Annotated in this window: 23 protein-coding genes; 17 read left to right on the top strand and 6 right to left on the bottom strand. The window is 72.0% G+C overall.

What is annotated here, in order from left to right:
- The first annotated feature begins 47 nt into the window (after nt 1-47).
- The 3 genes from ACF1G2_RS02360 to ACF1G2_RS02350 are packed head-to-tail and all read left to right on the top strand — an operon-like array spanning nt 48 to nt 3,957.
- Nucleotides 48-908 (top strand): ABC transporter ATP-binding protein, encoded by an 861-nt coding sequence (locus ACF1G2_RS02360; protein WP_391796421.1) that lies wholly within the window; start codon nt 48-50, stop codon nt 906-908.
- Nucleotides 905-1,885 carry an iron-siderophore ABC transporter substrate-binding protein gene (locus tag ACF1G2_RS02355; protein ID WP_391796420.1) on the top strand — a complete coding sequence of 327 codons (981 nt, stop codon included), beginning with the start codon at nt 905-907 and terminating at the stop codon, nt 1,883-1,885. Before ACF1G2_RS02360 ends, ACF1G2_RS02355 begins: the two co-directional genes overlap by 4 nt.
- A 5-nt stretch (nt 1,886-1,890) precedes the next feature.
- Nucleotides 1,891-3,957, top strand: coding sequence for an iron ABC transporter permease (locus ACF1G2_RS02350; protein ID WP_391796419.1), 2,067 nt, complete (start codon nt 1,891-1,893; stop codon nt 3,955-3,957).
- A gap of 102 nt (nt 3,958-4,059) precedes the next feature.
- Here ACF1G2_RS02350 and ACF1G2_RS02345 read toward each other — a convergent pair whose 3' ends face one another.
- Nucleotides 4,060-6,456 (bottom strand): ATP-binding cassette domain-containing protein, encoded by a 2,397-nt coding sequence (locus ACF1G2_RS02345; protein WP_391797017.1) that lies wholly within the window; start codon nt 6,454-6,456, stop codon nt 4,060-4,062.
- A 119-nt stretch (nt 6,457-6,575) separates the two neighbouring features.
- Complete coding sequence (locus ACF1G2_RS02340; RefSeq protein WP_391796418.1) at nt 6,576-6,932, bottom strand: VOC family protein; 357 nt, start codon at nt 6,930-6,932, stop codon at nt 6,576-6,578.
- 535 nt (nt 6,933-7,467) lie between these two features.
- Between ACF1G2_RS02340 and ACF1G2_RS02335 the strand changes: the two genes are divergently transcribed.
- From ACF1G2_RS02335 to ACF1G2_RS02325, 3 genes are all read left to right on the top strand, one after another.
- The gene (locus tag ACF1G2_RS02335; protein ID WP_391796417.1) at nt 7,468-8,550 is read left to right on the top strand and encodes a sugar ABC transporter substrate-binding protein; all 1,083 of its coding nucleotides are present in this window, start codon (nt 7,468-7,470) and stop codon (nt 8,548-8,550) included.
- Between the two features lie 106 nt (nt 8,551-8,656).
- Nucleotides 8,657-9,436 (top strand): ATP-binding cassette domain-containing protein, encoded by a 780-nt coding sequence (locus ACF1G2_RS02330; protein ID WP_391796416.1) that lies wholly within the window; start codon nt 8,657-8,659, stop codon nt 9,434-9,436.
- Nucleotides 9,433-10,734, top strand: a complete 1,302-nt coding sequence (locus ACF1G2_RS02325; protein ID WP_391796415.1) for a sugar ABC transporter permease — start codon at nt 9,433-9,435, stop codon at nt 10,732-10,734. Before ACF1G2_RS02330 ends, ACF1G2_RS02325 begins: the two co-directional genes overlap by 4 nt.
- Before the next feature lie 53 nt (nt 10,735-10,787).
- Here ACF1G2_RS02325 and ACF1G2_RS02320 read toward each other — a convergent pair whose 3' ends face one another.
- Together ACF1G2_RS02320 and ACF1G2_RS02315 are read right to left on the bottom strand one after the other, a co-directional pair.
- Nucleotides 10,788-11,705, bottom strand: coding sequence for an oxidoreductase (locus ACF1G2_RS02320; protein WP_391796414.1), 918 nt, complete (start codon nt 11,703-11,705; stop codon nt 10,788-10,790).
- A 39-nt stretch (nt 11,706-11,744) separates the two neighbouring features.
- A complete protein-coding gene (locus tag ACF1G2_RS02315) occupies nt 11,745-12,344 on the bottom strand; it encodes a sigma-70 family RNA polymerase sigma factor (protein WP_391796413.1) in 600 nt (199 codons plus the stop codon).
- 64 nt (nt 12,345-12,408) lie between these two features.
- Between ACF1G2_RS02315 and ACF1G2_RS02310 the strand changes: the two genes are divergently transcribed.
- Together ACF1G2_RS02310 and opcA are read left to right on the top strand one after the other, a co-directional pair.
- Nucleotides 12,409-13,314: an alpha/beta fold hydrolase gene (locus tag ACF1G2_RS02310; RefSeq protein WP_391796412.1), complete on the top strand. Its 906-nt coding sequence runs from the start codon at nt 12,409-12,411 to the stop codon at nt 13,312-13,314.
- Nucleotides 13,315-13,426: 112 nt separating this feature from the next.
- Nucleotides 13,427-14,395, top strand: coding sequence for a glucose-6-phosphate dehydrogenase assembly protein OpcA (gene opcA / locus ACF1G2_RS02305; protein ID WP_391796411.1), 969 nt, complete (start codon nt 13,427-13,429; stop codon nt 14,393-14,395).
- Here the strand turns inward: opcA and ACF1G2_RS02300 are convergent.
- The gene (locus ACF1G2_RS02300; protein WP_391796410.1) at nt 14,308-15,552 is read right to left on the bottom strand and encodes a 4-hydroxybenzoate 3-monooxygenase; all 1,245 of its coding nucleotides are present in this window, start codon (nt 15,550-15,552) and stop codon (nt 14,308-14,310) included. The two genes, opcA and ACF1G2_RS02300, sit on opposite strands and share 88 nt — an antisense overlap.
- Nucleotides 15,553-15,705: 153 nt before the next feature.
- On the opposite strand from ACF1G2_RS02300, the gene ACF1G2_RS02295 reads away from it, so the two are divergent.
- Entirely contained in the window at nt 15,706-17,382 is a 1,677-nt protein-coding gene (locus tag ACF1G2_RS02295; protein WP_391796409.1) for an IclR family transcriptional regulator C-terminal domain-containing protein, read from the top strand.
- A 50-nt stretch (nt 17,383-17,432) separates the two neighbouring features.
- On the opposite strand, the gene ACF1G2_RS02290 is transcribed toward ACF1G2_RS02295, so the two are convergent.
- Nucleotides 17,433-17,891: a MarR family winged helix-turn-helix transcriptional regulator gene (locus ACF1G2_RS02290; RefSeq protein ID WP_391796408.1), complete on the bottom strand. Its 459-nt coding sequence runs from the start codon at nt 17,889-17,891 to the stop codon at nt 17,433-17,435.
- A gap of 173 nt (nt 17,892-18,064) precedes the next feature.
- On the opposite strand from ACF1G2_RS02290, the gene ACF1G2_RS02285 reads away from it, so the two are divergent.
- From ACF1G2_RS02285 to ACF1G2_RS02250, 8 genes are all read left to right on the top strand, one after another.
- On the top strand, nt 18,065-18,817 hold the full coding sequence (locus tag ACF1G2_RS02285) for a CoA transferase subunit A (protein WP_391796407.1): 753 nt from the start codon (nt 18,065-18,067) through the stop codon (nt 18,815-18,817).
- Complete coding sequence (locus tag ACF1G2_RS02280; RefSeq protein WP_391796406.1) at nt 18,814-19,464, top strand: CoA transferase subunit B; 651 nt, start codon at nt 18,814-18,816, stop codon at nt 19,462-19,464. Before ACF1G2_RS02285 ends, ACF1G2_RS02280 begins: the two co-directional genes overlap by 4 nt.
- A gap of 17 nt (nt 19,465-19,481) precedes the next feature.
- Nucleotides 19,482-20,252, top strand: a complete 771-nt coding sequence (gene pcaH, locus ACF1G2_RS02275) for a protocatechuate 3,4-dioxygenase subunit beta (protein ID WP_391796405.1) — start codon at nt 19,482-19,484, stop codon at nt 20,250-20,252.
- Nucleotides 20,253-20,258: 6 nt separating this feature from the next.
- The gene (pcaG, locus tag ACF1G2_RS02270) at nt 20,259-20,831 is read left to right on the top strand and encodes a protocatechuate 3,4-dioxygenase subunit alpha (protein WP_391796404.1); all 573 of its coding nucleotides are present in this window, start codon (nt 20,259-20,261) and stop codon (nt 20,829-20,831) included.
- Nucleotides 20,828-22,177 carry a 3-carboxy-cis,cis-muconate cycloisomerase gene (gene pcaB, locus ACF1G2_RS02265; protein WP_391796403.1) on the top strand — a complete coding sequence of 450 codons (1,350 nt, stop codon included), beginning with the start codon at nt 20,828-20,830 and terminating at the stop codon, nt 22,175-22,177. Before pcaG ends, pcaB begins: the two co-directional genes overlap by 4 nt.
- Nucleotides 22,174-23,325 carry a 3-oxoadipate enol-lactonase gene (gene pcaD, locus ACF1G2_RS02260; protein WP_391796402.1) on the top strand — a complete coding sequence of 384 codons (1,152 nt, stop codon included), beginning with the start codon at nt 22,174-22,176 and terminating at the stop codon, nt 23,323-23,325. The genes pcaB and pcaD overlap by 4 nt, the downstream gene beginning before the upstream one ends.
- Before the next feature lie 177 nt (nt 23,326-23,502).
- On the top strand, nt 23,503-24,243 hold the full coding sequence (locus ACF1G2_RS02255) for an amino acid ABC transporter ATP-binding protein (protein WP_391796401.1): 741 nt from the start codon (nt 23,503-23,505) through the stop codon (nt 24,241-24,243).
- Between the two features lie 38 nt (nt 24,244-24,281).
- Nucleotides 24,282-25,124 carry a glutamate ABC transporter substrate-binding protein gene (locus ACF1G2_RS02250; protein ID WP_391796400.1) on the top strand — a complete coding sequence of 281 codons (843 nt, stop codon included), beginning with the start codon at nt 24,282-24,284 and terminating at the stop codon, nt 25,122-25,124.
- Nucleotides 25,125-25,127: the final 3 nt, after the last annotated feature.

The following is a 25,127-nucleotide window of genomic DNA, read 5'->3' as shown; positions in this document are numbered from 1 at the left end:
GGGCACCCCGTGTTCATGCTTAATTAGGTTAGGCTAACCTGCATGGCGTGAGAGTTGGTGAAGAAAGCCCGCAGGCCACGGCCGTGCGCGGTCACGCCCTGTCGGCCCGAGAGGTCACCGTCGCCTACGACGGTGTCGACGTCGTGCACGACGCGTCCGTGACGCTGCGACCCGGCGAAGTGACCGTGCTCGTCGGGCCGAACGGAAGCGGGAAGTCGACGCTCCTGCGGACGATCGCCCGTCTGCAACGGCCCCGGAGCGCCACGCTGACCATCGACGCCGAGACGGACGGTCTCGCCCTGACGCCCCGCGAGTTCTCCCGGCACGTGGCCCTGCTGACGCAGGGCCGCCCCACCCCGAGCGGGCTGACGGTACGGGACGTCGTCGAGTTCGGCCGGTACCCGTACCGCGGCCGCTGGGGCAAGGCGGACCCGGGCGGCAGGGTGGCGGTGGACCGCGCGCTCGGCATGACGGGCGTCGAGGAGTTCGCCGACCGCGGCGCCGAGTTCCTCTCCGGAGGGCAGCTCCAGCGGGTCTGGCTCGCGGGCTGCCTCGCCCAGGAGACCGGTGTGCTGCTCCTCGACGAGCCGACGACCTATCTCGACCTGCGGTACCAGATCGAACTCCTCGACCTGATCCGCGACCTGGCCGACGACCACGGCATCGCCGTCGGCGTCGTCCTGCACGACCTCGACCAGGCCGCGGCCGTCGCCGACCGGATCGTCCTGCTCCGGGCGGGACGGATCATCGCCGAGGGCCGCCCCGAAGACGTCCTGACCGCACCGCGGCTGACGGACACGTACGGCATCCGCATCGAGGTCGACACCGACCCCACGACCGGCCGGCTGCGCACCCGCGCCATCGGCCGCCACCACACGCGAAGCGAAAGGCTCAGCACCACCTCATGAGACGCCTCCTCCTCACCGCCGCGGTCGCCACCACGGCGGCCCTCACCCTGACCGCCTGCGGGACCACCGAGCCCGCCGAGGACGACGCGAAGAAGTCCGCGGAGCCCATCACCCTCACCGACTCCACCGGCGTGAAGGTGACCCTCGACGGACCCGCCAAGAAGGTCGTCGGCACCGAGTGGAACGTCGTCGAGACCCTGATCTCCCTCGGCGTCGACCCCGTCGGCGTCGCCGACGTCAAGGGCTACAAGACGTGGGACACCGCCGTCCCGCTGAAGAACGACGCCAAGGACATCGGCACGCGCGGCGAGCCGAGCGTGGAGACCGTCGCCGGCCTGAAGCCCGACCTCATCGTCGCCACCAACGACCTGCCGCCGGCCGCCGTGAAGCAGCTGCGGAAGATCGCCCCGGTCCTGGAGCTCAAGGCCGCCGACGCCGCCGACCCGATCGGCCAGATGACGAAGAACCTCGACCTCGTCGCCCAGGCCACCGGCACCACCGAGAAGGCCGGCAAGCTCAAGACGGAGTTCGAGGCGAAGCTCGCCGAGGGCAAGAAGGCCCTGGCCGACGCCGGCCTGGCCGGCAAGCCGTACGCCTTCGCCGACGGCTACGTCGTCTCCAACCAGGTCTCGATCCGCCCCTTCACCGGCGGCTCCCTCATCGGCGCCGTCAACGAGAAGCTCGGCCTGAAGAACGCCTGGACGGTGGAGGGCGACCCGGCCTACGGCCTCGGCACCACCGACGTCGAGGGCCTCACCAAGCTCGGTGAGGGCACTCACTTCGCGTACATCAGCAACAACGGCGACCCGAGCAGCACCCCGTTCGACGGCGTCCTGAAGAAGGACAAGGTGTGGACCTCGCTGTCGTTCGTGAAGAAGGGCGACACCCACCGGCTGCCCGACGGCATCTGGATGTTCGGCGGGACCGAGTCGATGAACCAGTACGTCGACTCCGTCGTCAAGGCGCTGACGAAGTAACCCCCATGGCCGTCACCGCACCTTCCTCCGCCACCCTCCCGTCGGCGGCCGTGTCCCGGACGGGCGCGGCCGCGGTGACGGCCGCACTGGTCCTCCTCGTCGCGGGCTTCGCGCTCGTCGACATCACCCAGGGCACGGCCTCCGTCGGCGCGTCCGAGGTCTGGAAGGCCCTCACCGGCAGGGCCGACCCGTCCGACGCGTCCGTGGTCATCGCCTCGCGCCTGCCGAGGATGGCCGCCGGGCTGCTCGTCGGTGCCGTCCTCGGCATGGCGGGCGCCGCCCTGCAGGCCGTCAGCCGCAACGTGCTCGCCTCGCCCGACACCCTCGCGGTGAACGCGGGCTCCTACCTGGCCCTCGGGCTCTCCGCCGCGGGCGGAGTCTCGCTCCCGCTGCTCGCCTCCTCGGGCGTCGCCTTCGTCGGCGGGCTCGCGGCGGCGGCCGTCGTCCTCGGCCTCTCCGGCCTGGGCGCCGGCACCGTGCGGCTGGTGCTGGCCGGCAGCGCCCTCACCCTCGGCCTGACCGCCATCACCGAGGGGCTGCTCCTGCTGTTCCCCCAGCAGACCGAGGGCCTCTTCGCCTGGAACCAGGGCAGCATCTCCCAGAACGGGTTCGACGGCGTGCTGCAGATGGCGCCGGTCGGACTCGTCGCCCTCGCCGGGCTGCTGCTCATCGCCCGCAGGGTCGACGCGCTGGCACTCGGCGACGAGGCCGCCCGCGGACTCGGCGTGCCCGTGCGCTCCACCCGCGTCACGGCGGTCGTGCTCGCGGCGATGCTCTCCGCGGCGGCCGTCACGCTGGCCGGTCCGATCGGCTTCGTCGGTCTGTGCGCCCCCGCCCTCGTGCGTCCGCTCGTCCGCCGCTACCGCGGCTTCTCCCGCGCGCGGGCCGGACTTCCCGTGGCGGGGCTCGTCGGCGCCGCCCTCGTCATGGGCTCGGACGTGCTGCTGCGCGCCATCGTGCCGGCGGACACGGCGGTCGCCGTGCCCACGGGCGTCGTCACCAGCCTGGTCGGCGCCGTCTTCCTGATCGTCATGGCGACCCGGACCCGCGACACCGCCGGAGCCGCCGCGGCCGACCGGCTGCGCATCCGGAGCCGGGCCGTCTTCCTGACCACCACCGCCACACTGGTCGCGGTGCTGGTGGGCGTGACCATCGCCGCCGTCCTGCTGGGCGACAGCAAGCTGCTCCTCGGCGACGTCATGAACTGGGCGCAGGGCAGGGCGGGTCAGACCATCTCGTTCATCCTGGACAGCCGGGTGCCCCGGGTCCTCGCGGCCCTCCTCGCCGGCGCGGCACTCGCCCTGGCGGGCACGCTCGTCCAGGCCGTCACCCGCAACCCCCTCGCCGAGCCCGCGACGCTGGGCGTCTCCGGAGGCGCCGCGCTCGGCGCCGTACTCCTCGTCACGTCCGTGCCGCTCGCCGGTTCGTGGAGCGTGGCGGGAGCCGCCTTCGCGGGCGCCGCGGTCAGTTCGGTCGTGGTCTTCGGGCTCGCCGCACGCGGCGGCTTCCAGCAGAACCGGCTGGTCCTCGTCGGCTTCGGCGTCGCCACCGGTACGGCCGCGCTGATCAGCCTGCTCATCGTCCTCACCGACCCGTTCAACGCGACCAAGGCCCTCACCTGGCTCTCCGGTTCCACCTACGGGCGGACCCTGCCGGACGTGGTGCCGCCGGCGGCCGTGCTCGCCGTGGGCTTCGTCGCCGCCGTCCTGCGGCGTACCGAACTCGACCTCCTGTCGCTCGACGAGGACACCCCACGGCTTCTGGGCCTCGGTGTGGAGCGCGGACGGCTCGGCTTCCTCGTCCTGAGCGTCCTGCTCAGCGCCACCGCCGTCGCCGCCGCGGGCACGATCGGTTTCGTGGGCCTCGTCGCCCCGCACGCGGCCCGTGCCCTCGTGGGCAGGCAGCACGCGCGCGTGGTTCCGGTCGCGGTCCTCCTGGGCGCCGTACTCGTCTGCACGGCCGACCTGTTGGGCCGTACGGTGATCGCCCCGGCACAACTCGGCGCCGGACTGATGACCGCGGTGATCGGGACGCCGTACTTCCTCTACCTGCTCGTCCGCAGCCGCCGCTGACACCCGGACGCCCCAGGCACCGGACACGGACGCGCCGAGACCGCACGAGCCCCGCCACCGCCCTTCCGGCGGCGACGGGGCTCGCGTCGCGTCGTGTCCCGCTCAGGCTCCGACGTACGCCGCGAGGTGCTCGCCGGTGAGGGTGGAGCGGTCGGCGACGAGCTTCGCGGGCGTCCCCTCGAAGACGATCTTCCCGCCGTCGTGACCGGCGCCGGGGCCGAGGTCGATGATCCAGTCGGCGTGGGCCATGACGGCCTGGTGGTGCTCGATGACGATGACCGACTTGCCCGAGTCGACGAGCCGGTCGAGCAGGCCGAGCAACTGCTCCACGTCCGCGAGGTGGAGGCCGGTGGTGGGCTCGTCGAGGACGTAGACACCGCCCTTGTCGCCCATGTGGGTGGCCAGCTTGAGCCGTTGCCGCTCGCCGCCGGACAGGGTGGTCAGCGGCTGGCCGAGCGTGAGGTAGCCGAGCCCGACGTCGCTGAGCCGCTCCAGGATCTTGTGCGCGGCCGGCGTGGCCGCGTCGCCGGAGCCGAAGAACTCCTCGGCCTCGGTCACCGACATCGCGAGCACCTCACTGATGTCCCGGCCGCCGAGGTGGTATTCGAGCACCTCCGCCTGGAACCGCTTCCCCTCGCAGTCCTCGCACGGGGTGGCGACGCCCGCCATCATCGCGAGGTCGGTGTAGATGACCCCGGCGCCGTTGCAGGTGGGGCAGGCACCCTCGGAGTTGGCGCTGAAGAGCGCCGGCTTGACGCCGTTGACCTTCGCGAACGCCTTGCGGATCGGGTCGAGCAGACCCGTGTACGTCGCCGGGTTGCTCCGCCGCGAGCCCCGGATCGGCGTCTGGTCGACCGACACGACGGGCTCACCGGCCGGGATCGACCCGTGCACGAGGGAGCTCTTGCCCGAGCCGGCGACACCCGTGACGACGACCAGCGCGCCGAGCGGGATGTCGACGTCGACGTCCCGCAGGTTGTTCGCCGCCGCGCCGCGGATCTCCAGGGTGCCGGTGGGCGTGCGCACCGACTCCTTGAGCGAGGCCCGGTCGTCGAGGTGACGGCCGGTGATCGTGTCGCCGTCCCGCAGCTCCTCGACCGTGCCCTCGAAGCAGACGGTCCCGCCCGCCGTGCCGGCACCGGGACCGAGGTCCACGACATGGTCGGCGATCGCGATCGCCTCGGGCTTGTGCTCGACGACGAGGACGGTGTTGCCCTTGTCGCGCAGCCGCAGCAGCAGGTCGTTCATCCGCTTGATGTCGTGGGGGTGGAGCCCGATGGTGGGCTCGTCGAAGACGTAGGTGACGTCGGTGAGCGAGGAGCCGAGGTGCCGGATCATCTTCACGCGCTGCGCCTCACCGCCCGACAGCGTGCCCGCGGGCCGGTCGAGCGACAGATAGCCGAGGCCGATCTCGACGAACGAGTCGAGCGTCCGCTGCAGCGAGGCGAGCAGCGGCGCCACCGACGGCTCCTTGAGGCCGCGGACCCATTCGGCGAGGTCCCGGATCTCCATGGCGCAGGCGTCGGCGATCGAGATCCGCTTGATCTTCGACGACCGCGCGCCCTCGCTGAGCCGGGTGCCGTCGCACTCGGGGCAGGTGGTGAAGGTGACCGCGCGCTCCACGAACGCCCGGATGTGCGGCTGCATCGACTCCTTGTCCTTGGACAGGAACGACTTCTGGATCTTCGGGATCAGCCCCTCGTAGGTGAGGTTGATGCCGTTGACCTTGATCTTGGTCGGCTCTCCGTAGAGGAAGGCCTGCATCTCCTTCTTGGTGAACCTGCGGATCGGCTTGTCCGGGTCGACGAAGCCGGACTGCGCGTAGAGCTGCACGGTCCACTGGCTGTCCGACTTCCAGCCGGGGATGGTGAACGCGCCCTCGGAGAGCGACTTGGAGTCGTCGTAGAGCTGCGTGAGGTCGATGTCGGAGACCTTGCCCCGGCCTTCGCAGTGCGTGCACATGCCGCCGGTCCGCTGGAACGTCGCCTTGACGGTCTTCGTCTTCGCGGCGCCGCGGTCGACGGTGATGCCCCCGCTCGCCCGGACCGAGGCGGTGTTGAAGGAGTACGCGCTGGGCGGCCCGATGTGCGGCTTGCCGAGCCGGCTGAAGAGGATGCGCAGCATCGCGTTGGCGTCCGTGGCGGTGCCGACGGTCGAGCGGGGGTCGGCACCCATCCGCTGCTGGTCGACGGTGATCACCGTCGTCAGACCGTCCAGCACGTCCACCTCGGGGCGGGCGAGCGTCGGCATGAAGCCCTGGACGAAGGTGCTGTACGTCTCGTTGATCAGCCGCTGCGACTCCGCGGCGATGGTGTTGAACACCAGCGAGCTCTTGCCCGAGCCGGAGACCCCGGTGAACACCGTCAGCCGGCGCTTGGGGATCTCGATGCTGACGTCCTTGAGGTTGTTCTCGCGTGCGCCGTGCACGCGGATCACGTCGTGGCTGTCGGCACCGTGCGGCGTCGTCGGCCGCGCGCCCTTCCTCGTGGCCATGCTGATCGTGTCTCCATCTGTGAGCGGGTACGTCTCTGGGGCTGCGTCGTCGTCTCTGGTGCTACGTCGCCGTTCTACGTCGTCGGCGCCCCGGCGGCAACGCCCGGCGGCCGGGGCGCCGGCGCTCACCGGTCCTGGACGAGCCCGAGGACGTTGCCGTCGGTGTCGGTGACGGTGGCCACCAGGCGGCCGCCGCCGACGTCGTGCGCGGGCTCCTTGACGGTGGCGCCGGCGGCGGTGACCTCGGCGATCTTGGCCTCGATGTCCGGTACGTGCCAGTAGGCGACCGGCGAGGTCATTCCCTGCGGTCCACCGTTCGGCACCAGCCCGATGTGCTGGCCCCCGGCCTCGAAACCGACGTAGTACTCCCCGTCGACCTGGGGATCGGTGCCGAGCAGCGCGGCGTACACCGCCTTGGCCTTCGCGAGGTCGGAGACGGGGTGCAGCACGGTCTTGACGCCCTGCGTGGAAGAGGCGCTCATGGTCACTCCTGGAGTCGTGGGTCACGGGGACCCGGTGGCGTGGGGGAGACGGAACCCTGGTCCGGGCGGGTCGCTCCGCGGCCCTCGTCCCCGTACGACAGCCACGCTACGTGCGGCCCGGAGCGGGCGCTTCTCGATTCCTGACCGTTCCCGCGACGGGATCCGGGGCCGGACCGGCGACGGGATCCGGGGCCGGACGGGGCCGGGACCCAGGGCCGGATCCGGGACGCCTGCGAGCGCCAGGAACGCGGTCGCCCCGGGCGTGCGGCCGGTGCGGCTCCGGACCACGCTGGTCGCGGCCGTACGCGGTGCCGCGCTGCTCGGCCAGACGCCGGGCCCGGTCCCGGCTGCCGGGGTTCGGACTCGCGCTCGCCTCGATCGTCGCAGGCCAGCTGCCCCCGAGGCGACGCCCGGCGCGGTCACCCGCTTGCCGGTCCTCCAGTTGCGGCTAATGTCGTATTAAGGCCATAAGTACACCCCTTCGACTCCCGCGTTCACCTGGTGAAGGGAAGGGGGCGTACGGAAGGAGCCCCCGATGACCCGCACATTGCGTGGCGCGATAGCCCTGGTCGGAGCCGCGGCCCTCTCCTTGGGAGCGGTCTCCGTCAGCAGCGCCCAGCCCGGCGCCGCGCAGCAGGACGACATCAAGATCGGCCTGCTGCTCCCCGAGAGCAAGACCACGCGCTACGAGAAGTTCGACCGGCCGTACATCGAAGAGAAGATCAAGGAACTGGCGCCCGACGCCCAGATCGACTACTACAACGCGGCCGAGAGCGCCACCACTCAGCAGCAGCAGGTCAACACCGCGCTCGCCAAGGGCGATCAGGTGCTGATCCTGGACGCGGTGGACTCCAAGTCCATCCAGTCGTCCGTGCAGAAGGCCAAGGACGCGGGCGTGAAGGTCGTCGCGTACGACCGGCTCGCGCAGGGTCCCGTCGACGCCTACGTCTCGTACGACAACTTCAAGGTCGGCGAGTTGCAGGGCCAGGCACTGCTGAAGGCGCTCGGCGACAAGGCCGACAGTGGCCAGATCGTCATGCACAACGGGTCTCCCACCGACCCCAACGCCGCCGAGTTCAAGGCCGGTGCCCACTCGGTCCTCGACGGCAAGGTCGACATCGGCAAGGAGTACGACACGCCGAACTGGGACCCCAACAACGCCAACCAGCAGATGTCGGGCGCGATCAGCGCGCTGGGCAAGGACAACATCGTCGGCGTGTACTCGGCCAACGACGGACTGGCCGCCGGCATCGCCACCGCGCTCAAGGCGTCCGGCATCAACGTGCCGTTGACCGGACAGGACGCCCAACTCGACGCCATCCAGCGGATCCTGCTCGGCACCCAGACCATCACGATCATGAAGCCCTACAAGCCGGAGGCCGACATCGCCGCCACCATGGCGGTCAACCTGGCCGAGGGCAAGGAGCTTCCCGCGTCCCTGGTGCCCACGACCGTCACCAGCGGCAGTGGTGAGAAGGTTCCGGCCAACCTGCTGACGCCGATCGTGGTCGACAAGAACAACATCGACGACACGGTCGTCAAGGACGGCCTCTACACGGTGGACGAGATCTGCACGCCCGCGTACGCGTCCGCCTGCGCGGAGGCCGGTCTGGAGTAAGGAGCCCGCGGCGCGCGGCGACCGCGAGGTCGCCCGCGGCGCGAGCCGTACCGGCCGGACAGGATCGCGAGCGAGTCCGACGGGTCCCGGCAGGAGGCGGTTGACGGTGCTCGGAACACCTGTGCTCAGTCTTCGGGGAATCTCCAAGCGGTTCGGAGCCGTCCAGGCACTCTCGGAGTTCGACCTGGAGGTCCACGCCGGAGAGGTCGTCGCCCTCGTGGGCGACAACGGCGCCGGCAAGTCGACCGCCGTCAAGGCGATCGCCGGGGTGAACCCGCCGGACGGCGGAGTCATCGCCTGGGAGGGCAGACCGGTCTCCATCCACCGGCCCCACGACGCCCAGTCCCTCGGCATCGCCACCGTCTACCAGGACTTGGCGCTCTGCGACAACCTGGACGTCGTCGGCAACCTCTTCCTCGGCCGTGAGCTCAAGAGGTGGGGTGTGCTCGACGAGGTCCGCATGGAACAGCGCTCGCGCGAACTCCTCAACACGCTCTCCATCCGCATCCCCAGCGTCCGGATCCCCGTCGCCTCGCTCTCCGGCGGCCAGCGCCAGACCGTGGCGATCGCCCGCTCACTGATCGGCGCACCGAAGGTCGTCATCCTGGACGAGCCCACCGCCGCGCTCGGCGTGGAGCAGACCGCCGAGGTCCTCGACCTCGTCGAGCGGCTCCGCGAGCAGGGGCTCGGCACCATCCTGGTCAGCCACAACATGGAGGACGTGATGGCGGTCGCGGACCGCATCGCCGTGCTGCGCCTGGGCCGGAACAACGGCATCTTCGACAAACGCTCCACCACCACCGAGGAGATCATCTCCGCCATCACCGGCGCCAGCGACAGCGCCGTGACCCGCCGCCAGGCGCGGAAGCGGGAGGAGGAGCGATGAGGCGCGACCGAGGCCCGCACGACCCCTCCACACCCGGATCCGGCGACGCGGCGGGCCAGGAACCGGCCCATGACGCCATGCCCGCCGTGGACGCCCGGCTGATCGTCCGGGAGGAGGGCATCAAGGGCTACCTCGGGGAGTTCAAGCGCAAACTGCGCAGCGGTGAGCTGGGCTCCCTGCCGGTGGTCATCGCCGTGATCATCATCTGGACCGTCTTCGGCTCCCTGGACAGCGCGTTTCTCTCGGCGCAGAACCTGTCCGACCTGAGCCAGCAGATCGTCGGCACGGGCATGATCGCCATCGGGATCGTCTTCGTCCTGCTGCTCGGCGAGATCGACCTCTCCGTCGGCTCGGTCAGCGGCCTGTGTGCCGCGATCTTCGCCGTACTCAACGTCCTGAACGGCATGAACGAGTGGCTGGCGCTCCTGGTCGCCGTCGCGGGCGGAGCCGCCGTCGGACTCATCCAGGGCTTCTTCTTCGCCAAGGTCGGCGTGCCCGCGTTCGTCGTCACGCTCGCCGGCAATCTGGCCTGGAACGGACTCATGCTCCAGGTGCTCGGCACCAGCGGAACGGTCAACATCCCGAGCGAGAGCATCGTCTCCGAGCTCTACTCGAAGATCTTCCACTCCTCGGCGGCCTCCTACGTGACGGCCGCCGTCGGTGTGGGGCTGTTCCTCGCGGCCTCCCTCCTCGACGCCAGGCGCCGCCAGAAGGCCGGGGTGCCGTTCCGGCCGATCGCCGAGATCGTGATCCGTACGGTCGTCATCGCCGCGATCGCCTTCGCCGCGGCCTACATCCTCAACCAGTACCAGGGGCTCCCGCTGGCGCTCCTGATCTTCCTGATCGTGCTGGTCGTCATCGACTTCGTCCTGCGCCGGAGCACCTACGGCCGGCAGGTTTTCGCCGTCGGCGGCAACATCGAGGGCGCGCGCCGGGCCGGCATCAGCGTGCCGTTCATCCGGATGACCGTCTTCTCGATCTCCGGCACCATGGCGGCGGTCGGCGGCCTCTTCCTCGCCGGGCAGATCCAGTCCGCGAGCCAGACCTCCGGCGGCGGCAACCTGCTGATGAACGTCATCGCCGCAGCCGTCATCGGCGGCACCAGCCTGTTCGGCGGGCGCGGTTCGGTCTGGTCCGCGCTGCTCGGCGCGCTGGTGATCGGGTCGATCCAGTCGGGCATGAACATCATGGGCGTCAGCAACGCCGTCCAGTTCATGATCACCGGTGCGGTCCTGCTGGCCGCCGTCGTCGTCGACTCGCTGTCCCGTCGCAGCCAGAAGGCCGCGGGCCGCGCCTGAGGGGACAAGGCCGGTGCGGCGGTGTGTGGCCGCACCGCCGCACCGTTCCGGTACTACGCCTCGCCGCGACGGTGCAGGGCGTCCAGAGTCGCCAGTTCGTCCTCGGTGAGGCGCAGCGCCCCTGCCGCGACGTTGGCCTCCAGGTGCCCCAGGTCGCCCGTGCCGGGAATGGCGAGCATGTGCGGACCCCGGTGCAGCGTCCACGCGATGCGCACCTGCGCCGGGCTCGCTCCGTGCGCCCGGGCGACGGCCAGCACCTCGGCTTCCACCGTGGCCTGGGCGGCGCCCGCCTGGCCCGCCGCTCCGGCGATGGAGTAGAAGGGGACGTACGCGATGCCCTGTTCGCCGCACTCACGCACGAACGCGTCGTGGTCCGGACGCACCCCTATCCCGTACCGGTTCTGCACGCAGACCACCGGGGCGATCTCCTGGGCCTCGGCCACGTGGTGGGGGTGGACGTTGGAGAGGCCCAGGTGGCGGATGAGTCCGGCCTGGCGCAGGTCGGCCAGCGCCCCGAAGCGCTCGGCGATCGAGTCGGTGCCGAGGATCCGCAGGTTCACCACGTCGAGGTGGTCGCGGCCGAGCTGGCGCAGGTTCTCCTCGACCTGCCCGCGCAGCTCCTGCGCGGTCGTGGCGTGTGCCGCCCACCGCCCCGCCGCGTCCCGCCAGGGTCCGACCTTGGTGGTGACGACCAGGTCGTCCGCGTACGGCGCGAGGGCCCGGTTGATCAGCTCGTTGGCGGAGCGCAGGGGGGAGAAGTAGAACGCGGCGGTGTCGATGTGGTTCACGCCGAGCTCGACGGCCCGGCGCAGTACGGCGACGGCCTGGTCCCGGTCGCGGGGGACGGCGTTCTCGACGAGCGCCTCTCCGGTCTGCGGCAGACGCATCGAGCCGAAGCCGATCCGGTTGACCGTGAGGTCGCCGAGTGTCCAGCTGTCCGAGGCGGCTGCGGTGATCGTTTCCGTGGTCATCCGGAGATGATCTCCCGCCGGCGGCTCCGGGCGCCAGGGTCAGCCGTCGGTCCGGAGCCGGTCGCGCTGCAGCTGGTGGGCGAGGGTGCGGCGCATCGAGGGGGTGGCCGAGGAGGGGGCGGGCGCGGCCGCGGCGGTCTTCGCGGGGACGTCGAGAGCGCGGCTGATCTCGTCGTACGCCGCCTGGTACGCGGTCCGACGGGTGGCGGGGAGCCGGTCCCGGTGCGTCCTGAGGTCCTCCTCGACCAGACGGCGCAGCTCGTCGACGGTCCGGGCGGTGAAGCGCTTCCGGCCGCGCGTGAACGCGTGGACGTACGGCGTGCAGTGGGCGGTCTCGCCGCAGGACTCGGAGATCGCCTCCGCGAGGCCCCACAGCCGCCCTTCGAGCCACGGGGTGTCGCCCTGCCGGAGGGAGAGCGCCATCGGTGCCTCCGGAGACCTGGCCCTGACCTGCTTGGACACGGCCGGCTGGCTCATCTCCGTGAGCCGGGCGATGCGTTCCTGCGTCCAGCCGTAGCCGACGAACACCTTGATCATCTCGGCCCGCAGCCGCCGCATCTCCTCGCCCGCCCGGATGACCTCGTTCATGGCGGCGAGCATGCGCGCCGCCTGCTCCTCGGTGATCTCCTCGCTTTCCATGACTCGGTTATACAGGGCCATAACCAGGTTGTACTACTCGGTTGTGGATGGCAGGGTCCTCCTCATGCCCGCCTACTTCGCCGCATCGGACGGAACCCGCCTCGCCCACCGCACGGAGCACCGCACGGAAGACCGCAAGGGGATCCGCGGGGAAGGCCGTGCCGAGGGCCTTACGGAACCGGCCGGCGACCCCGTCATCTGCCTCCCCGGAGGCCCCACGGACTCCCGCTACCTCGGAGACCTCGGTGGCCTCTCCGCGTACCGCCGCCTCGTCCTTCCCGACCCGCGCGGGACGGGGGACTCTGCCGTCCCCGAGGATCCCGCCTCCTACCGCTGCGACCGCGTCGCCGGCGACGTCGAGGCGCTGCGCGTCCACCTCGGCCTGGACCGTATCGACCTGCTCGGCCACTCCGGGGGCGCCAACACCGCCGTCACGTACGCCGCCCGGTATCCGCACCGGGTGCGCAGCCTCGCCCTGATCACCCCCGGGACGGCGGCCGTCGGCATCGAAGTCCGCGGTGAGACGCGGCGTACGGCGGCGCTGCTCCGGAAGGGCGAGCCGTGGTTCCCCGGCGCGTTCGCCGCCCTGGAGGCCCTCACCGAGGGCAGGGGCGCGGACTGGGACGCCATCGCCCCCTTCTGCTGGGGCCGTTGGGACGAGGCTGCGCGCCGCCACCACGCGGGCGCGCGGCCGGGCAACGCCGAGGCGGTCGCGGGCTTCGCCGCCGAGGGCGCCTTCGACCCGGAGTCCACCCGCGCCGCGCTCGTCGCCCTCGAGGCCCCGGTCCTCGTGCTCGCCGGGGAGTTCGACCTGAACAGCCCGCCCGGTCCGGTCTCCGAACTCGCCGCGCTCTTCCCCGGCGCCTCGTTCGCCGTCCAGTCGGGGGCGGGTCACTACCCGTGGATCGACGACCCCGACGCGTTCACCGCCACGGTGGGGGCCTTCTTCTCGGCGCACTCGCCCCGCTGATCGCCCTGCCCCCGCCGGTACCGGTGGGTGGGGCGGGAGCCTCGCCGCCCGCGTAGGCTCGGGGGGACAGTCCGCAGCGGGCGCTGGGCGACGGAGGGAACGGGCGCGGGCCATGAAGATCGACCTCACGGACACCACTTCCAGCAAGATCAACAAGGCGATCGTCGAGGGCCGCAGGGCCGTCGGCACACCCGCCGTCGGCATGGTGCTCACCCTCGTGATCGTCACCGACGAGGAGAACGCCTACGACTCGCTGAAGGCCGCCAACGAAGCCTCGCGCGAGCACCCCTCGCGCACGCTCGTCGTCATCAAGCGACACGGCCGTTCACCCCGGCGGCGGTACGAGGACCGGCTGGACGCGGAGGTGCGCGTCGGCAGCGACGCCGGCTCGGGGGAGACCGTCCTGCTCCGGCTGCACGGCGAACTCGGCGCCCGCGCCGACTCCGTGGTTCTCCCGCTCCTGCTCCCCGACGCCCCCGTCGTCGTCTGGTGGCCGGTCGACGCCCCCGACGTCCCCGCCAAGGACCCGCTCGGCTCGCTCGCGCAGCGCCGCATCACCGACGCGTACGCCGTCGAGGACCCCCTCGGCGCACTGGCCGTCCGCGCCGCCTCCTACGCCCCCGGTGACACCGATCTCGCCTGGACCCGGCTCACCCCGTGGCGCTCGATGCTGGCCGCCGCCCTCGACCAGGCCGCCGCGACGGTGGTCTCGGCGGCCGTGGAGAGCGAGGCCGACAACCCGAGCGCCGAGCTGCTGGCCCTCTGGTTCGAGGACCGGCTGCGGGTCCCGGTCGAACGGGTCGTCACGGACGGGCCGGTCGTCACCGCCGTGCGTCTCGGCACGCCCGACGGCGAGATCCGCATCGACCGGCCCGAAGGCCCGGTCGCCCGGCTCTCCATCCCCGGCCAGCCCAACCGGGTCCTCGCCCTCAAGGTCCGTACGACGGCAGAGCTGATCGCCGAGGAACTGCGCAGGCTCGACCCCGACGAGATCTACGCCTCGGCGCTGCGGACCACGGCCTCCTCCGCTCCCGCGCCTTCCACGACCTCCACGCCCTCCTCGATCGGCAACCCCACGTAGTTCTGGGCGAGTTCCGCCGCGGCATGCGGCGAACGCGCGATCCGGTCCAGCTGGGAGAGCTGGAGCCGGGTGTCGAAACCGGACTGGGCCGGATCGGTGTGCAGGGTCGTCGTCATGGCGTACGAGAAGTGCTCGGCGCGCCACACCCGGCGCAGGCACGCGTCGGAGTAGCCGTCGAGCAGCCGCGTCGAGCCCGTCGCCGCCCGGTGGGCGAACGCCCGCGCCAGGACGATCACGTCGGCGGCGGCGAGGTTGAGCCCCTTCGCACCGGTCGGCGGAACGATGTGGGCCGCGTCCCCGGCGAGGAACAGCCGGCCGTACCGCATCGGTTCGGTCACCGAACTCCGCATCGGCAGCACCGACTTCTGGGTGATCGGGCCACGCCGGAGCCGCCACTCGGGAGCGTCGCCGAGCGCGAAGCGGGCGTCGAGCTCGTCCCAGATCCGGTCGTCCGGCCAGTCGGCCGGGTCGGTGCCGTTCGGTACCTGGAGGTAGAGCCGGCTCACGGCGGGGGAGCGCATGCTGGCGAGCGCGAAGCCCCGTTCGGAGTGGGCGTAGATCAACTCCTCGTACACGGGCGGGGCTTCGGCGAGGATGCCGAGCCAGGAGTACGGGTACGTCCGCTCGTACGTCGTCTGCTCGCCCTCCGGAACCGCCGTGCGCGCGACCCCGTGGAAGCCGTCGCAACCGACCACGTAGTCGCAGGTCAGGGTCTTTTCGCGGCCCTCGTGGGTGTAGTGGATCGCCGGTTGGTCCGTGTCGACGCCCTCCACGGACCGCGCCTCGGCACCGAACAGCAGCGGTCCGCCCTCGGCGAGTTGAAGGGCGATCAGGTCCTTCACCACCTCGGTCTGCGCGTAGACCCAGACCCGGCGGCCGTCGGTGAGCGCGGGGAAGTCGACCCGGTGGGCCCGGCCGTCGAAGCGGAGCTCGATGCCGTCGTGGGCCATCCCCTCCTTGTCCAGCCGCGCACCCGCCCCCGCCGCCCGCAGGGCGTCGACGGTGGCCTGCTCGAGAATCCCGGCGCGCTGCCGCTGCTCCACGTACGACCGGTCGCGGGACTCCAGGACCACGCTGTCGATGCCGGCGCCGCGCAGCAGACGGGCGAGGAGCAGCCCGGAAGGGCCGCCGCCGATGATGCCGACGGTGGTGTGCATCGAGCCTCCATGTTCGTATAGTGAAATAAACTTCACCGAAGAGTGGGCCGAGTCTGCGCCCGCCGCGCCCCGCTGTCAACGCCCCGCGTGGACACCGCGGCCCGCCGCGGCGTCCGTCCTCTACGGTGTCCCCGAGATCGTCAGGGAGACTCCATGCCATCGACCGGAACCGTGCCGCCCGAGGCCGTCGCGCCGCTGACGCGCGGGCTCATGGTGCTGCGCCGGCTCACCGACGCCGACGGGGTGCTCAGCCTCAGTGAGCTGGAGCGCATCACCGGCCTGGCCCGCTCCACCGTCGACCGGGTGACCGGCACGCTCGCCCGCATGGGATACGTACGCCTCGACGGCCGTGACGTCTTCCTCGCGCCCCGGCTGATGGATCTGGGCAACGCGTACCTGGCCGCCCTCGGGCTCCCCGGGCTGCTCGGCGGCCCCGCCGACGCGCTCGCCGACGCACTGGACGAGTCGGTGTCTCTCGCCGTCGCGGACGGCGACGGCGTCCGCTTCGTCCACCAGGCCACCCGTCGGCGCGCGATGTCCCTCAGCTTCCGCATCGGCGACCTGCTCCCGGCCGAACGGACCGCGCCGGGAGCGCTGCTGGCCGCCGACTGGACGGAGGAGGAGTGGGCGCGGTGGCGGGCGCGCAGGGCGGCGGACCCCCGGGCGACGGGTTTTCCCGCCGTCCCACCCGGCGACGGTCCGGACGAGAAGGAGTTCGCCGCGCATGCGGCGCGGGCCGGTGAGTGCGGCTGGGCCCTGGACGACCAGCTCATCGAACCGGGCCTGGTGGCGCTCGCGCTGCCCGTGCGGGACGCGGACGGCGCGGTCACCTGTGTGGCGAGCGTGGTCAGCCACACCAGCCGTCACACGGCCGATTCGCTGCGCGAGGCGATGCTGCCCCGCCTGCGGAGCGCGGTCGCGGAGTGGGAGGCCCTGCTGAAGGGGCAGGGGCAGGAGGCGGTCGGCGGTCGGCGTTCCCGTCCGCGGGATCCGGCAGACCCTGCGCCCGGCCTCGCCGACTGGACCCACGCCTCGAAGCAGGAGCTCGGCCGGGGCTTCATCGAGTCCCTCGCCCGCGGGCTCACCGTCCTCACCGCGTTCGGCGAGGGCCGGGCCGCGCTCCCCCTGAGCGCCGTCGCCGAGGCGACCGGGCTCGCCCGCGCCACCGCCCGGCGCGCCCTGATCACCCTGGAGCATCTGGGATACGTCGAAGCCGAGGGCCGCCTCTTCCGGCTCGCCCCGAGAGTCCTCGCGCTCGGCTATCCGTACCTCTCACGGCTGCCGCTTCCGCAGATCGCCGCACCACACCTCGCCGAACTCTCGCGGCGCGTCCACGACTCGGCGTCCCTCGCGGTGCTCGCCGGCCCTGACGTCCGGTACACCGCCCGGGTGGCCACGCGCCGGATCATGAGCGTCCACATCACCGTCGGCACCCGCTTCCCCGCCCACGCCACCTCGCTGGGCCGGGTGATGCTCGCCGATCTGCCGTCCGACGCCCGCGCCGCGTGGCTGGCGGAGACCGAGCCGCAGGCCCTCACCCCGTACACCCTCACCTCGGCCGGAGAGCTCGCCGCCGTCCTGGCGCGGGTGCGGGAGCAGGGGTACGCCCTCGTCGACGAGGAGCTGGAGCAAGGACTGCGCTCGATCGCCGTGCCGGTGCGCGACCGCGCGGGAGCGGTGGTGGCCGCCGTGAACGTGGCCATGCACAGCAGCCGCCGCACGGTGGAGGAATGTGTCGGCGAGGTCCTCCCCGAACTGCGTGCCACGGCGGCCCGGATCGAGGAGGACCTCCGCACGGCGGGCCGGTTCGCCCCCGTACCCGAAGCCTGACAGGCCGGGTCGCTTGCGCCGCGTCCTGTCGCCACCGTCCCTGGAAGCCGTCAGGAGCCCGTGGTCTCCGACGGGTCCCGCAGGCGTTCGGCCGCGTCCGACACCCGCAGCATCAGGCTCATGAACTGGGCCTGCTCCTCCGCCGAGAGAGGGGCCAGGAAGACCTGGTTCATCCGCGCCGTGCGGACCGTCAGCCGGCGGTGCGTCCGGCGGCCGTCCTCGGTCAGGCGCAGCAGGAAGCGGCGACCGTCCTCCGTGTCGCGCACCTTGTCGAGCAGGCCGCGGCGCGTGAGCCGGCTGACGACCTCGGCGATCGTGGAGCGGTCCAGGCCCACGCGCTCGCCCACCGTGCGCTGATCGAGCCCCGGCTCGGCGGTCAGGGCGTTGAGGACGCCGAACTGCGGGGAGGTGATCTCCTCCGAGACCATCGTCGTCCACAGCAGGTGGTGCGCCTGCTGGAGCCGTCGGGCCAGGTGCCCGGGATGGGTGGTCAGATCGACCGCGGCCATCGTCTGCCTCCGGTTGAGTTCGTCGGTGTACTGAACGATACGCCCCTGTCTCCGGTGGCTATTGACGCGCACGAGTGCCGGTGCCAGCATGGCGGCATCGCTCAGATGCTCAGTGCACTGACTAATTGGACTGTTTCTCTCGATTCCTCGACTCGACTCCGGAGGCTCTCCGTATGGACAAGGTCGTCCCCACCGCAGCCGACGCGGTGGCCGACGTGGGCGACGGGGTCTCGCTCGCGGTCGGCGGCTTCGGCCTCAGCGGCGTTCCCGCCGTGCTCGTCGACGCCCTCCACCGACGCGGCTCCACCGGGCTGCGCATCGTCTCCAACAACTGCGGGGCGATGGACACCGGCCTGGCCGTCCTCCTCTCCGCGGGCCGCATCGCCCGGGTCACGGGCTCGTACATCGGCGCCAACAAGGAGTTCGCCCGCCAGTACCTCGCCGGCGAGCTGGAGGTGGAGCTGATCCCGCAGGGCACGCTCGCCGAGCGGCTCCGGGCCGGCGGCTGCGGCATCCCCGCCTTCTACACCCCCGCGGGCGTCGGCACCCAGATCGCCGACGGCGGCCTGCCCTGGCGCTACGACGGCGAGGGCGGCGTCGCTCTCGCCTCGCCGCCCAAGGAGGTACGGGAGTTCGACGGCGTCGCCCACGTCCTGGAGCGCGCCATCCGCACCGACTTCGCGCTCGTCCGCGCCGCGCGCGGGGACCGCCACGGCAACCTCGTCTTCCGCAAGTCGGCGCGGAACTTCAACCCCCTCGCCGCGATGGCCGGAAAGGTCACGATCGCCGAGGTGGAGGAGCTGGTCGAGCCGGGCGAGCTCGACCCCGACGCCGTGCACCTCCCCGGCGTCTTCGTCCAGCGCGTCGTCGCCCTGACCCCCGAACAGGCCGGGGCGAAGCGCATAGAGAGGAGGACCACGCGATGAGCTGGACCCGCGAGCAGATGGCCGCCCGCGCCGCGCGCGAGCTGAGGGACGGCCAGTACGTGAATCTCGGCATCGGACTGCCGACCCTGATCCCCAACCACCTCCCCGAGGGCGTCGAGGTGATCCTGGAGTCGGAGAACGGAATCCTCGGCACCGGGCCGTACCCCACCGAGGACGAGGTCGACCCCGATCTCATCAACGCGGGCAAGGAGACCGTCACCGTCCTGCCCGGTGCCTCCTACTTCGACTCCGCACTCTCCTTCGGGATGATCCGCGGCGGGCACATCGACGTCGCCGTGCTCGGCGCCATGCAGGTCTCCGCCCGCGGCGACCTCGCCAACTGGGCCGTACCGGGCAGGCTCGTCACCGGCATCGGCGGCGCGATGGACCTCGTCCACGGCGCCAGGACGGTCATCGTCGTGATGACCCACACCGCCAAGGACGGAACGCCGAAGATCGTGGAGGAGTGCACCCTCCCGCTGACCGGCCGGGGCTGCGTCGACCGGATCGTCACCGACCTCGGCGTCCTCGACGTCACCGACGACGGCCTCGTCCTCACCGAGACCGCGCCCGGCGTCGACCCCGCCGACCTCCTCGCCAGGACGGCGGCCACGGTCCACCTCGCCACCCCCGCCTCCGCCCGCTGACACCTCCGGGAACATCCATGGCCCTCACCCAGTCGGACATCGACACCGAGATCGACGAGCTCCAGAACGCCTACGACAAGGAACTGGCCGCCGGCGCCGCGCCCCGCGTCCACCCGCCCCGCGCCTACGCCCCGTACCGCAGCTCCCTGCTCCGCCACCCCCGGCTGCCGCTCGTCGCCGTCGACGGCGGCGACCCCGAGACCGTCGAGCTCTCCGGCCCCGTCTTCGGCCCCACCGACATCACCGAGACCGACAACGACCTCACCCGCCGGCACGCGGGCGAGCCCCTCGGCGAGCGGATCACCGTCTCCGGGCGCCTCCTCGACCGGGCGGGCCGCCCCGTACGCGGACAGCTCATCGAGGTGTGGCAGGCCAACGCCTCCGGCCGGTACGCCCATCTGCGCGACCAGCACCCGGCGCCGCTCGACCCGAACTTCACCGGCGTCGGCCGGACCCTCACCGACGGCGAGGGCCGCTACACCTTCACCACCGTCAGGCCCGGCGCCTACCCGTGGCGGAACCACACCAACGCCTGGCGCCCCGCCCACATCCACTTCTCCGTCTTCGGCACGGCCTTCACCCAGCGCCTCGTGACGCAGATGTACTTCCCCGGCGACCCGCTCCTCGCCCACGACCCGATCCTGCGCTCGGTCACCGACCCCGCGGCCCGCGAACGGCTCGTCGCCCGCTACGACCACACGCTGTCGCGGCCCGAGTTCTCCCTCGGCTACGCCTGGGACATCGTTCTCGACGGTCCCTCCGCCACCTGGATCGAAGAAGGGCGCTGACCCGCGATGACGCTTCTCCCCACCCCCTCCCACACCGTCGGTCCGTTCTACGGGTACGCCCTGCCCTTCCCCGACGGGGAGCGCATAGCGCCCGACGGCCATCCCGACCGGATCGTCCTGCACGGACACGTCTACGACGGCGAGGGCGCACCCGTCCCCGACGCGCTCCTCGACTTCTGGCAGGCCGCGCCCGACGGATCCCTCGCCGGTGCGCCCGGCTCGATGCGCCGCGACCCCGTCACCGGCGGTCATCTCGGGCGCGGCGGAACCGGCTTCACCGGGTTCGGCCGGGTCGCCACGGACGCCGACGGCCACTACGCACTGGCCACGCTGCCCCCCGGCAACACAGGTCTGCCGTACATCAGCGTCTGCGTCTTCGCCCGCGGCCTGCTGCACCACCTCTTCACCCGGGCATACCTCAGGGACGGCCCCGACGCGCTGCTGGACGCCCTCCCGCCCGAGCGCCGCGCCACCCTGGTCGCCAGGCCCGACGGGGCGACGGTGACCGCGCCCCGCGCGTACCGCTTCGACATCCGCCTCCAGGGCGAGGGTGAGACGGTCTTCCTGGAGTTCGCATGACGGCCGACCTGATCGACGTGGGCCTCCTCGCGCCGGGGCGCGCGGGCTCACCGGTCGAGGCGGCGACGGGCGACACCGCGTTCCTGCGGGCGCTCCTCGACGCGGAGGCGGCCCTCACCCGCGCCCAGGCCGCCACCGGACATGCGCCTCACGGAGCCGCCGAGGCGGTGACGGCGGTCGCGGCGGACACCACCCGCTTCGACGCACGGGACATCGCCCTGCGCGCCCGGTCCGGCGGCAACCCCGTCATCCCGCTCGTCGCGGACCTCACGAACGCGGTGCCCGAGAAGTGGCGTCCGTACGTCCACCGGGGGGCGACGAGCCAGGACATCATGGACACCGCGACGATGCTGGTCGCGCGCCGCACGCTGGCCCTGGTCCTGGACGGACTCCACCGTACGGAGCGGGCGCTGCGCACACTCGCCGCCGCGCACCGGGACACGGCCATGCCCGGCCGTACCCTCACCCAGCACGCCGTGCCCACCACCTTCGGCCTCAAGGCCGCCGGCTGGCGGGCGCTCGTACTCGACGCGCGTGATCGCATCCGTACGGTACGGGACGCACTGCCCGCCCAACTCGGTGGTGCGGCAGGGACGTTGGCCGCCTTCGACGTCTACGGCGAAGGGTTGCCGGGGGGTGCCGAACGGCTCGTGGCCGCCTATGCGCGGGAGACCGGCCTCGCCGAGCCCGCGCTGCCCTGGCACACCCTGCGCACCCCGGTCGCCGACCTCGCGGGAGCCCTCGCCTTCACCGCGGGGGCCCTCGGGAAGTGCGCCGCCGACGTCCTCACCCTCTCCCGTACCGAGATCGCGGAGGTGGCGGAGGGGGCGGGCGGGGGCTCCTCCGCCATGCCGCACAAGGCGAACCCCGTGCGGGCGACGCTCGTCGCCGCGGCCGCGCGGCGGGCCCCGCACCTGGCCGCCGCGCTGTACGGCTCGCTGGCCGCCGAGGACGAGCGGCCCGCGGGCGCCTGGCACGCCGAGTGGGAACCGCTGCGCGAACTGCTCCGGCTCGCGGGCGGGGCGGCCCGCGACGCCGCGGAACTGGCCTCGGGGCTCCAGGTCCACGCCGACGTCATGCGTCACCACCTCGACCTCACCGGCGGGCTGATCGTCTCCGAGCGCCTCTCCGCAGCTCTCGCCCCGGTGCTCGGACGCCCCCGTGCGAAGGAACTCCTGACCGAACTCGCCCGGCGCTCAGGCGCCGAGGGGCTCCCGCTCGCCGAACTGCTCGCCGGAGTACCCGAGCTCCGGGACCTCGGCCTCGACCTCGACGAGCTCGCCGACCCCACCCGTTACACCGGCTCCGCCCGAGCCCTGACCGACCGCGCCCTGGAGCGACCGTGACCGTCACCGCCACCCCGCCGCCGTACGCGGGACTGCATCACCGCGTCGAGGGGCCGCCCGGCGCGCCCGTGCTGATCCTCGGCCCCTCGCTCGGCACGTCCACCGCCCTCTGGGACGCGGTCGCACCCGAGCTGTCGGCCACCCACCGGATCGTCCGCTGGGACCTGCCCGGCCACGGCGGCTCACCCGCCTCCCTCATCGGCCCCGGAGCGACCGTCGCCGACCTGGCCCGTCTCGTAGGCGACCTCGCCGACGAGCTCGGCGCCGACCGCTTCTCGTACGCCGGAGTCTCCCTCGGCGGCGCGGTGGGCCTGCACCTCGCCGCACACCACCCCGGGCGGGTGGAGCGGCTCGCGGTGCTCTGCTCCTCCGCGCACTTCGGGCCCGCCGCGCCCTGGGCCGACCGCGCGGCGACCGTCCGTCGCGAGGGTCTGGCCGCACTCGCGGAGACGGCACCCGCGCGCTGGTTCACCCCGGGCTTCACCGTTCCGCGTCTCGTCGACGACCACCGCCGCGCCGACCCCGAGGCGTATGCCGCCTGCTGCGACGCCCTCGCCGCCTTCGACCTGCGGGACCGGCTCGCCTCGATCACCGCCCCCACGCTTCTCGTCGCCGGGCGCGAGGACCCGGCGACCCCGCCTGCGCATCTGCGGGAGATCGCGGACGCGGTCCCCGGCGCGACGCTCACCGAGATCCCGGGGGCCTCGCATCTGGCCCCGGCGGAACGGCCCGAGGCCGTCCTCGCCGCACTGCGCGGTCACTTCACGGACGGCGGCGCGAAACGGGGCATGGCGGTCCGCCGCCAGGTGCTCGGCGACGCGCACGTGGACCGTGCGCAGGCGGACCGGACGGCGTTCACGGCGCCCTTCCAGGACTTCATCACGCGCTACGCCTGGGGCGAGATCTGGACCGACCCCACGCTCTCGCGGCGCGAGCGGAGCCTGGTGACCCTGACGGCCCTGGTGGCCCGCGGTCACCTCGACGAGCTGGCGATGCACGTGCGTGCGGCCCGGGGTAACGGCCTCACGCCGGAGGAGATCGGGGCCGTCCTGCTCCAGACGGCGGTCTACTGCGGTGTTCCGGCGGCCAACGCGGCCTTCGCCGTGGCCCAGCGCGTCCTCGCGGAGGAGTCCGCGCCCGGGGACTGACCGTTCCGCCGCCCGCCGCCCACCACCGCCGACCTCCGGGCCGATGTGACAATCGTTTTCATTGTGTCCGTTCCTCGCGTGGACTCCGCCGTGTGGCGGACGCCCGGCGTGCGGTCCATCGGCCGAGGGCGGAGCATGAACGTGAGGAGGGTGGGAGCGGCGAACCAGGAGGCTGCCATGCCCGACGCGCTCGTCGTGCTGAAGGACGTCGACAAACACTTCGGCGCCCTCCATGTGCTCCAGTCCATCGACCTGACCGTCGGCCGCGGCGAGGTCGTCGTGGTCATCGGGCCCTCCGGTGGCGGGAAGTCGACCCTCTGCCGTGCCATCAACCGTCTGGAGACCATCGACTCCGGCGAGATCGTCATCGACGGCAAGCCGCTGCCCGCCGAGGGCCGCGAGCTCGCCGCGCTCCGTGCCGACGTCGGCATGGTGTTCCAGTCGTTCAACCTCTTCGCGCACAAGACCGTGCTCGAGAACGTCACCCTCGGCCAGATCAAGGTCCGTAAGAAGGACAAGAAGGCCGCGGAGAAGCGGGCCCGTGAGCTGCTCGACCGTGTCGGGGTCGCGTCCCAGGCGGACAAGTACCCCGCGCAGCTCTCCGGCGGCCAGCAGCAGCGTGTCGCCATCGCCCGCGCGCTGGCGATGGAGCCGAAGGTGATGCTCTTCGACGAGCCGACCTCCGCGCTCGACCCCGAGATGATCAACGAGGTACTGGAGGTCATGCAGCAGCTCGCCCGTGACGGAATGACCATGGTCGTCGTCACGCACGAGATGGGCTTCGCACGCTCCGCGGCCAACCGTGTGGTGTTCATGGCGGACGGCAGGATCGTGGAGGAGACCACGCCCGACCAGTTCTTCAGCAATCCGAGCAGCGACCGCGCCAAGGACTTCCTCTCGAAGATCCTTCACCACTGACCGCGGTCGCCGTGCCCAGCAGCCCCAGGGGTGATCACATGAATCCGCGCAAGCGCACCAAAGCCGTCGTGGCGGCCGCCGCCGCTCTCACCCTCTCCTTCTCCCTGGCCGCGTGCAGCGACGACAGCGGGAACGGGTCGAGCGGCGACGACGAGAAGATCACCGTCGGCATCAAGTACGACCAGCCCGGCGTCGGACTGAAGACGCCGGACGGCACGTACACCGGCTTCGACGTCGACGTGGCCACCTACGTGGCCAAGCAGCTCGGCCGCGATCCCGGCGACATCGAGTGGAAGGAGGCCAAGAGCGCCGACCGGGAGACGATGCTGGAGCGCGGCGACGTCGACTTCATCGCCGCCTCGTACTCCATCAACGACGAGCGGGCGCAGAAGGTCGACTTCGCGGGTCCGTATCTCCTGGCCCACCAGGACGTGCTCATCCGCGCGGACGACGACTCCATCAAGCAGCCGTCCGACCTCAACAACAAGCGGCTCTGCTCGGTCACCGGCTCGACGTCCGCGCAGAACGTCAAGGAGAAGCTGGCCCCGCAGGCCCAGCTCCAGGAGTACGGCGGGTACTCGGAGTGCCTGACCGGTCTGGAGAACGGCGTGATCGACGCGGTGACCACCGACGACTCGATCCTCGCCGGCTACGCCTCGCAGCCCGAGTTCGAGGGCAAGTTCAAGCTCGGCGGCTTCAAGATGAGCAACGAGAACTACGGCATCGGCGTGCAGAAGGGAAGCGAACTCAAGGAGCAGATCAACGACGCGCTCGAACAGATGGTCGCGGACGGCTCCTGGGACAAGGCGGTGAAGGACAACTTCGGTCCTGCCGAATACCAGAACGAACCCGCGCCGGAGATCGGCGTCGTCGTCAAGTGAGTG

It is taken from the genome of Streptomyces sp. NPDC013457, assembly GCF_043089925.1.
In the GTDB taxonomy this organism is placed as follows: Bacteria; Actinomycetota; Actinomycetes; order Streptomycetales; family Streptomycetaceae; genus Streptomyces.
This window is presented reverse-complemented; position numbering and strand designations above follow the sequence as displayed.

What these genes read in the sequence shown, in the direction of transcription:
- ACF1G2_RS02355 (WP_391796420.1), top strand. Translation starts at nt 905, where the DNA reads ATGAGACGCCTCCTCCTCACCGCCGCGGTCGCCACCACGGCGGCCCTC.
- ACF1G2_RS02350 (WP_391796419.1), top strand. Translation starts at nt 1,891, where the DNA reads ATGGCCGTCACCGCACCTTCCTCCGCCACCCTCCCGTCGGCGGCCGTG.
- ACF1G2_RS02340 (WP_391796418.1), bottom strand. Translation starts at nt 6,932, where the DNA reads ATGAGCGCCTCTTCCACGCAGGGCGTCAAGACCGTGCTGCACCCCGTC.
- ACF1G2_RS02335 (WP_391796417.1), top strand. Translation starts at nt 7,468, where the DNA reads ATGACCCGCACATTGCGTGGCGCGATAGCCCTGGTCGGAGCCGCGGCC.
- ACF1G2_RS02325 (WP_391796415.1), top strand. Translation starts at nt 9,433, where the DNA reads ATGAGGCGCGACCGAGGCCCGCACGACCCCTCCACACCCGGATCCGGC.
- ACF1G2_RS02320 (WP_391796414.1), bottom strand. Translation starts at nt 11,705, where the DNA reads ATGACCACGGAAACGATCACCGCAGCCGCCTCGGACAGCTGGACACTC.
- ACF1G2_RS02315 (WP_391796413.1), bottom strand. Translation starts at nt 12,344, where the DNA reads ATGGAAAGCGAGGAGATCACCGAGGAGCAGGCGGCGCGCATGCTCGCC.
- ACF1G2_RS02310 (WP_391796412.1), top strand. Translation starts at nt 12,409, where the DNA reads ATGCCCGCCTACTTCGCCGCATCGGACGGAACCCGCCTCGCCCACCGC.
- opcA (WP_391796411.1), top strand. Translation starts at nt 13,427, where the DNA reads ATGAAGATCGACCTCACGGACACCACTTCCAGCAAGATCAACAAGGCG.
- ACF1G2_RS02300 (WP_391796410.1), bottom strand. Translation starts at nt 15,552, where the DNA reads ATGCACACCACCGTCGGCATCATCGGCGGCGGCCCTTCCGGGCTGCTC.
- ACF1G2_RS02295 (WP_391796409.1), top strand. Translation starts at nt 15,706, where the DNA reads ATGCCATCGACCGGAACCGTGCCGCCCGAGGCCGTCGCGCCGCTGACG.
- ACF1G2_RS02290 (WP_391796408.1), bottom strand. Translation starts at nt 17,891, where the DNA reads ATGGCCGCGGTCGATCTGACCACCCATCCCGGGCACCTGGCCCGACGG.
- ACF1G2_RS02285 (WP_391796407.1), top strand. Translation starts at nt 18,065, where the DNA reads ATGGACAAGGTCGTCCCCACCGCAGCCGACGCGGTGGCCGACGTGGGC.
- ACF1G2_RS02280 (WP_391796406.1), top strand. Translation starts at nt 18,814, where the DNA reads ATGAGCTGGACCCGCGAGCAGATGGCCGCCCGCGCCGCGCGCGAGCTG.
- pcaH (WP_391796405.1), top strand. Translation starts at nt 19,482, where the DNA reads ATGGCCCTCACCCAGTCGGACATCGACACCGAGATCGACGAGCTCCAG.
- pcaG (WP_391796404.1), top strand. Translation starts at nt 20,259, where the DNA reads ATGACGCTTCTCCCCACCCCCTCCCACACCGTCGGTCCGTTCTACGGG.
- pcaB (WP_391796403.1), top strand. Translation starts at nt 20,828, where the DNA reads ATGACGGCCGACCTGATCGACGTGGGCCTCCTCGCGCCGGGGCGCGCG.
- ACF1G2_RS02255 (WP_391796401.1), top strand. Translation starts at nt 23,503, where the DNA reads ATGCCCGACGCGCTCGTCGTGCTGAAGGACGTCGACAAACACTTCGGC.
- ACF1G2_RS02250 (WP_391796400.1), top strand. Translation starts at nt 24,282, where the DNA reads ATGAATCCGCGCAAGCGCACCAAAGCCGTCGTGGCGGCCGCCGCCGCT.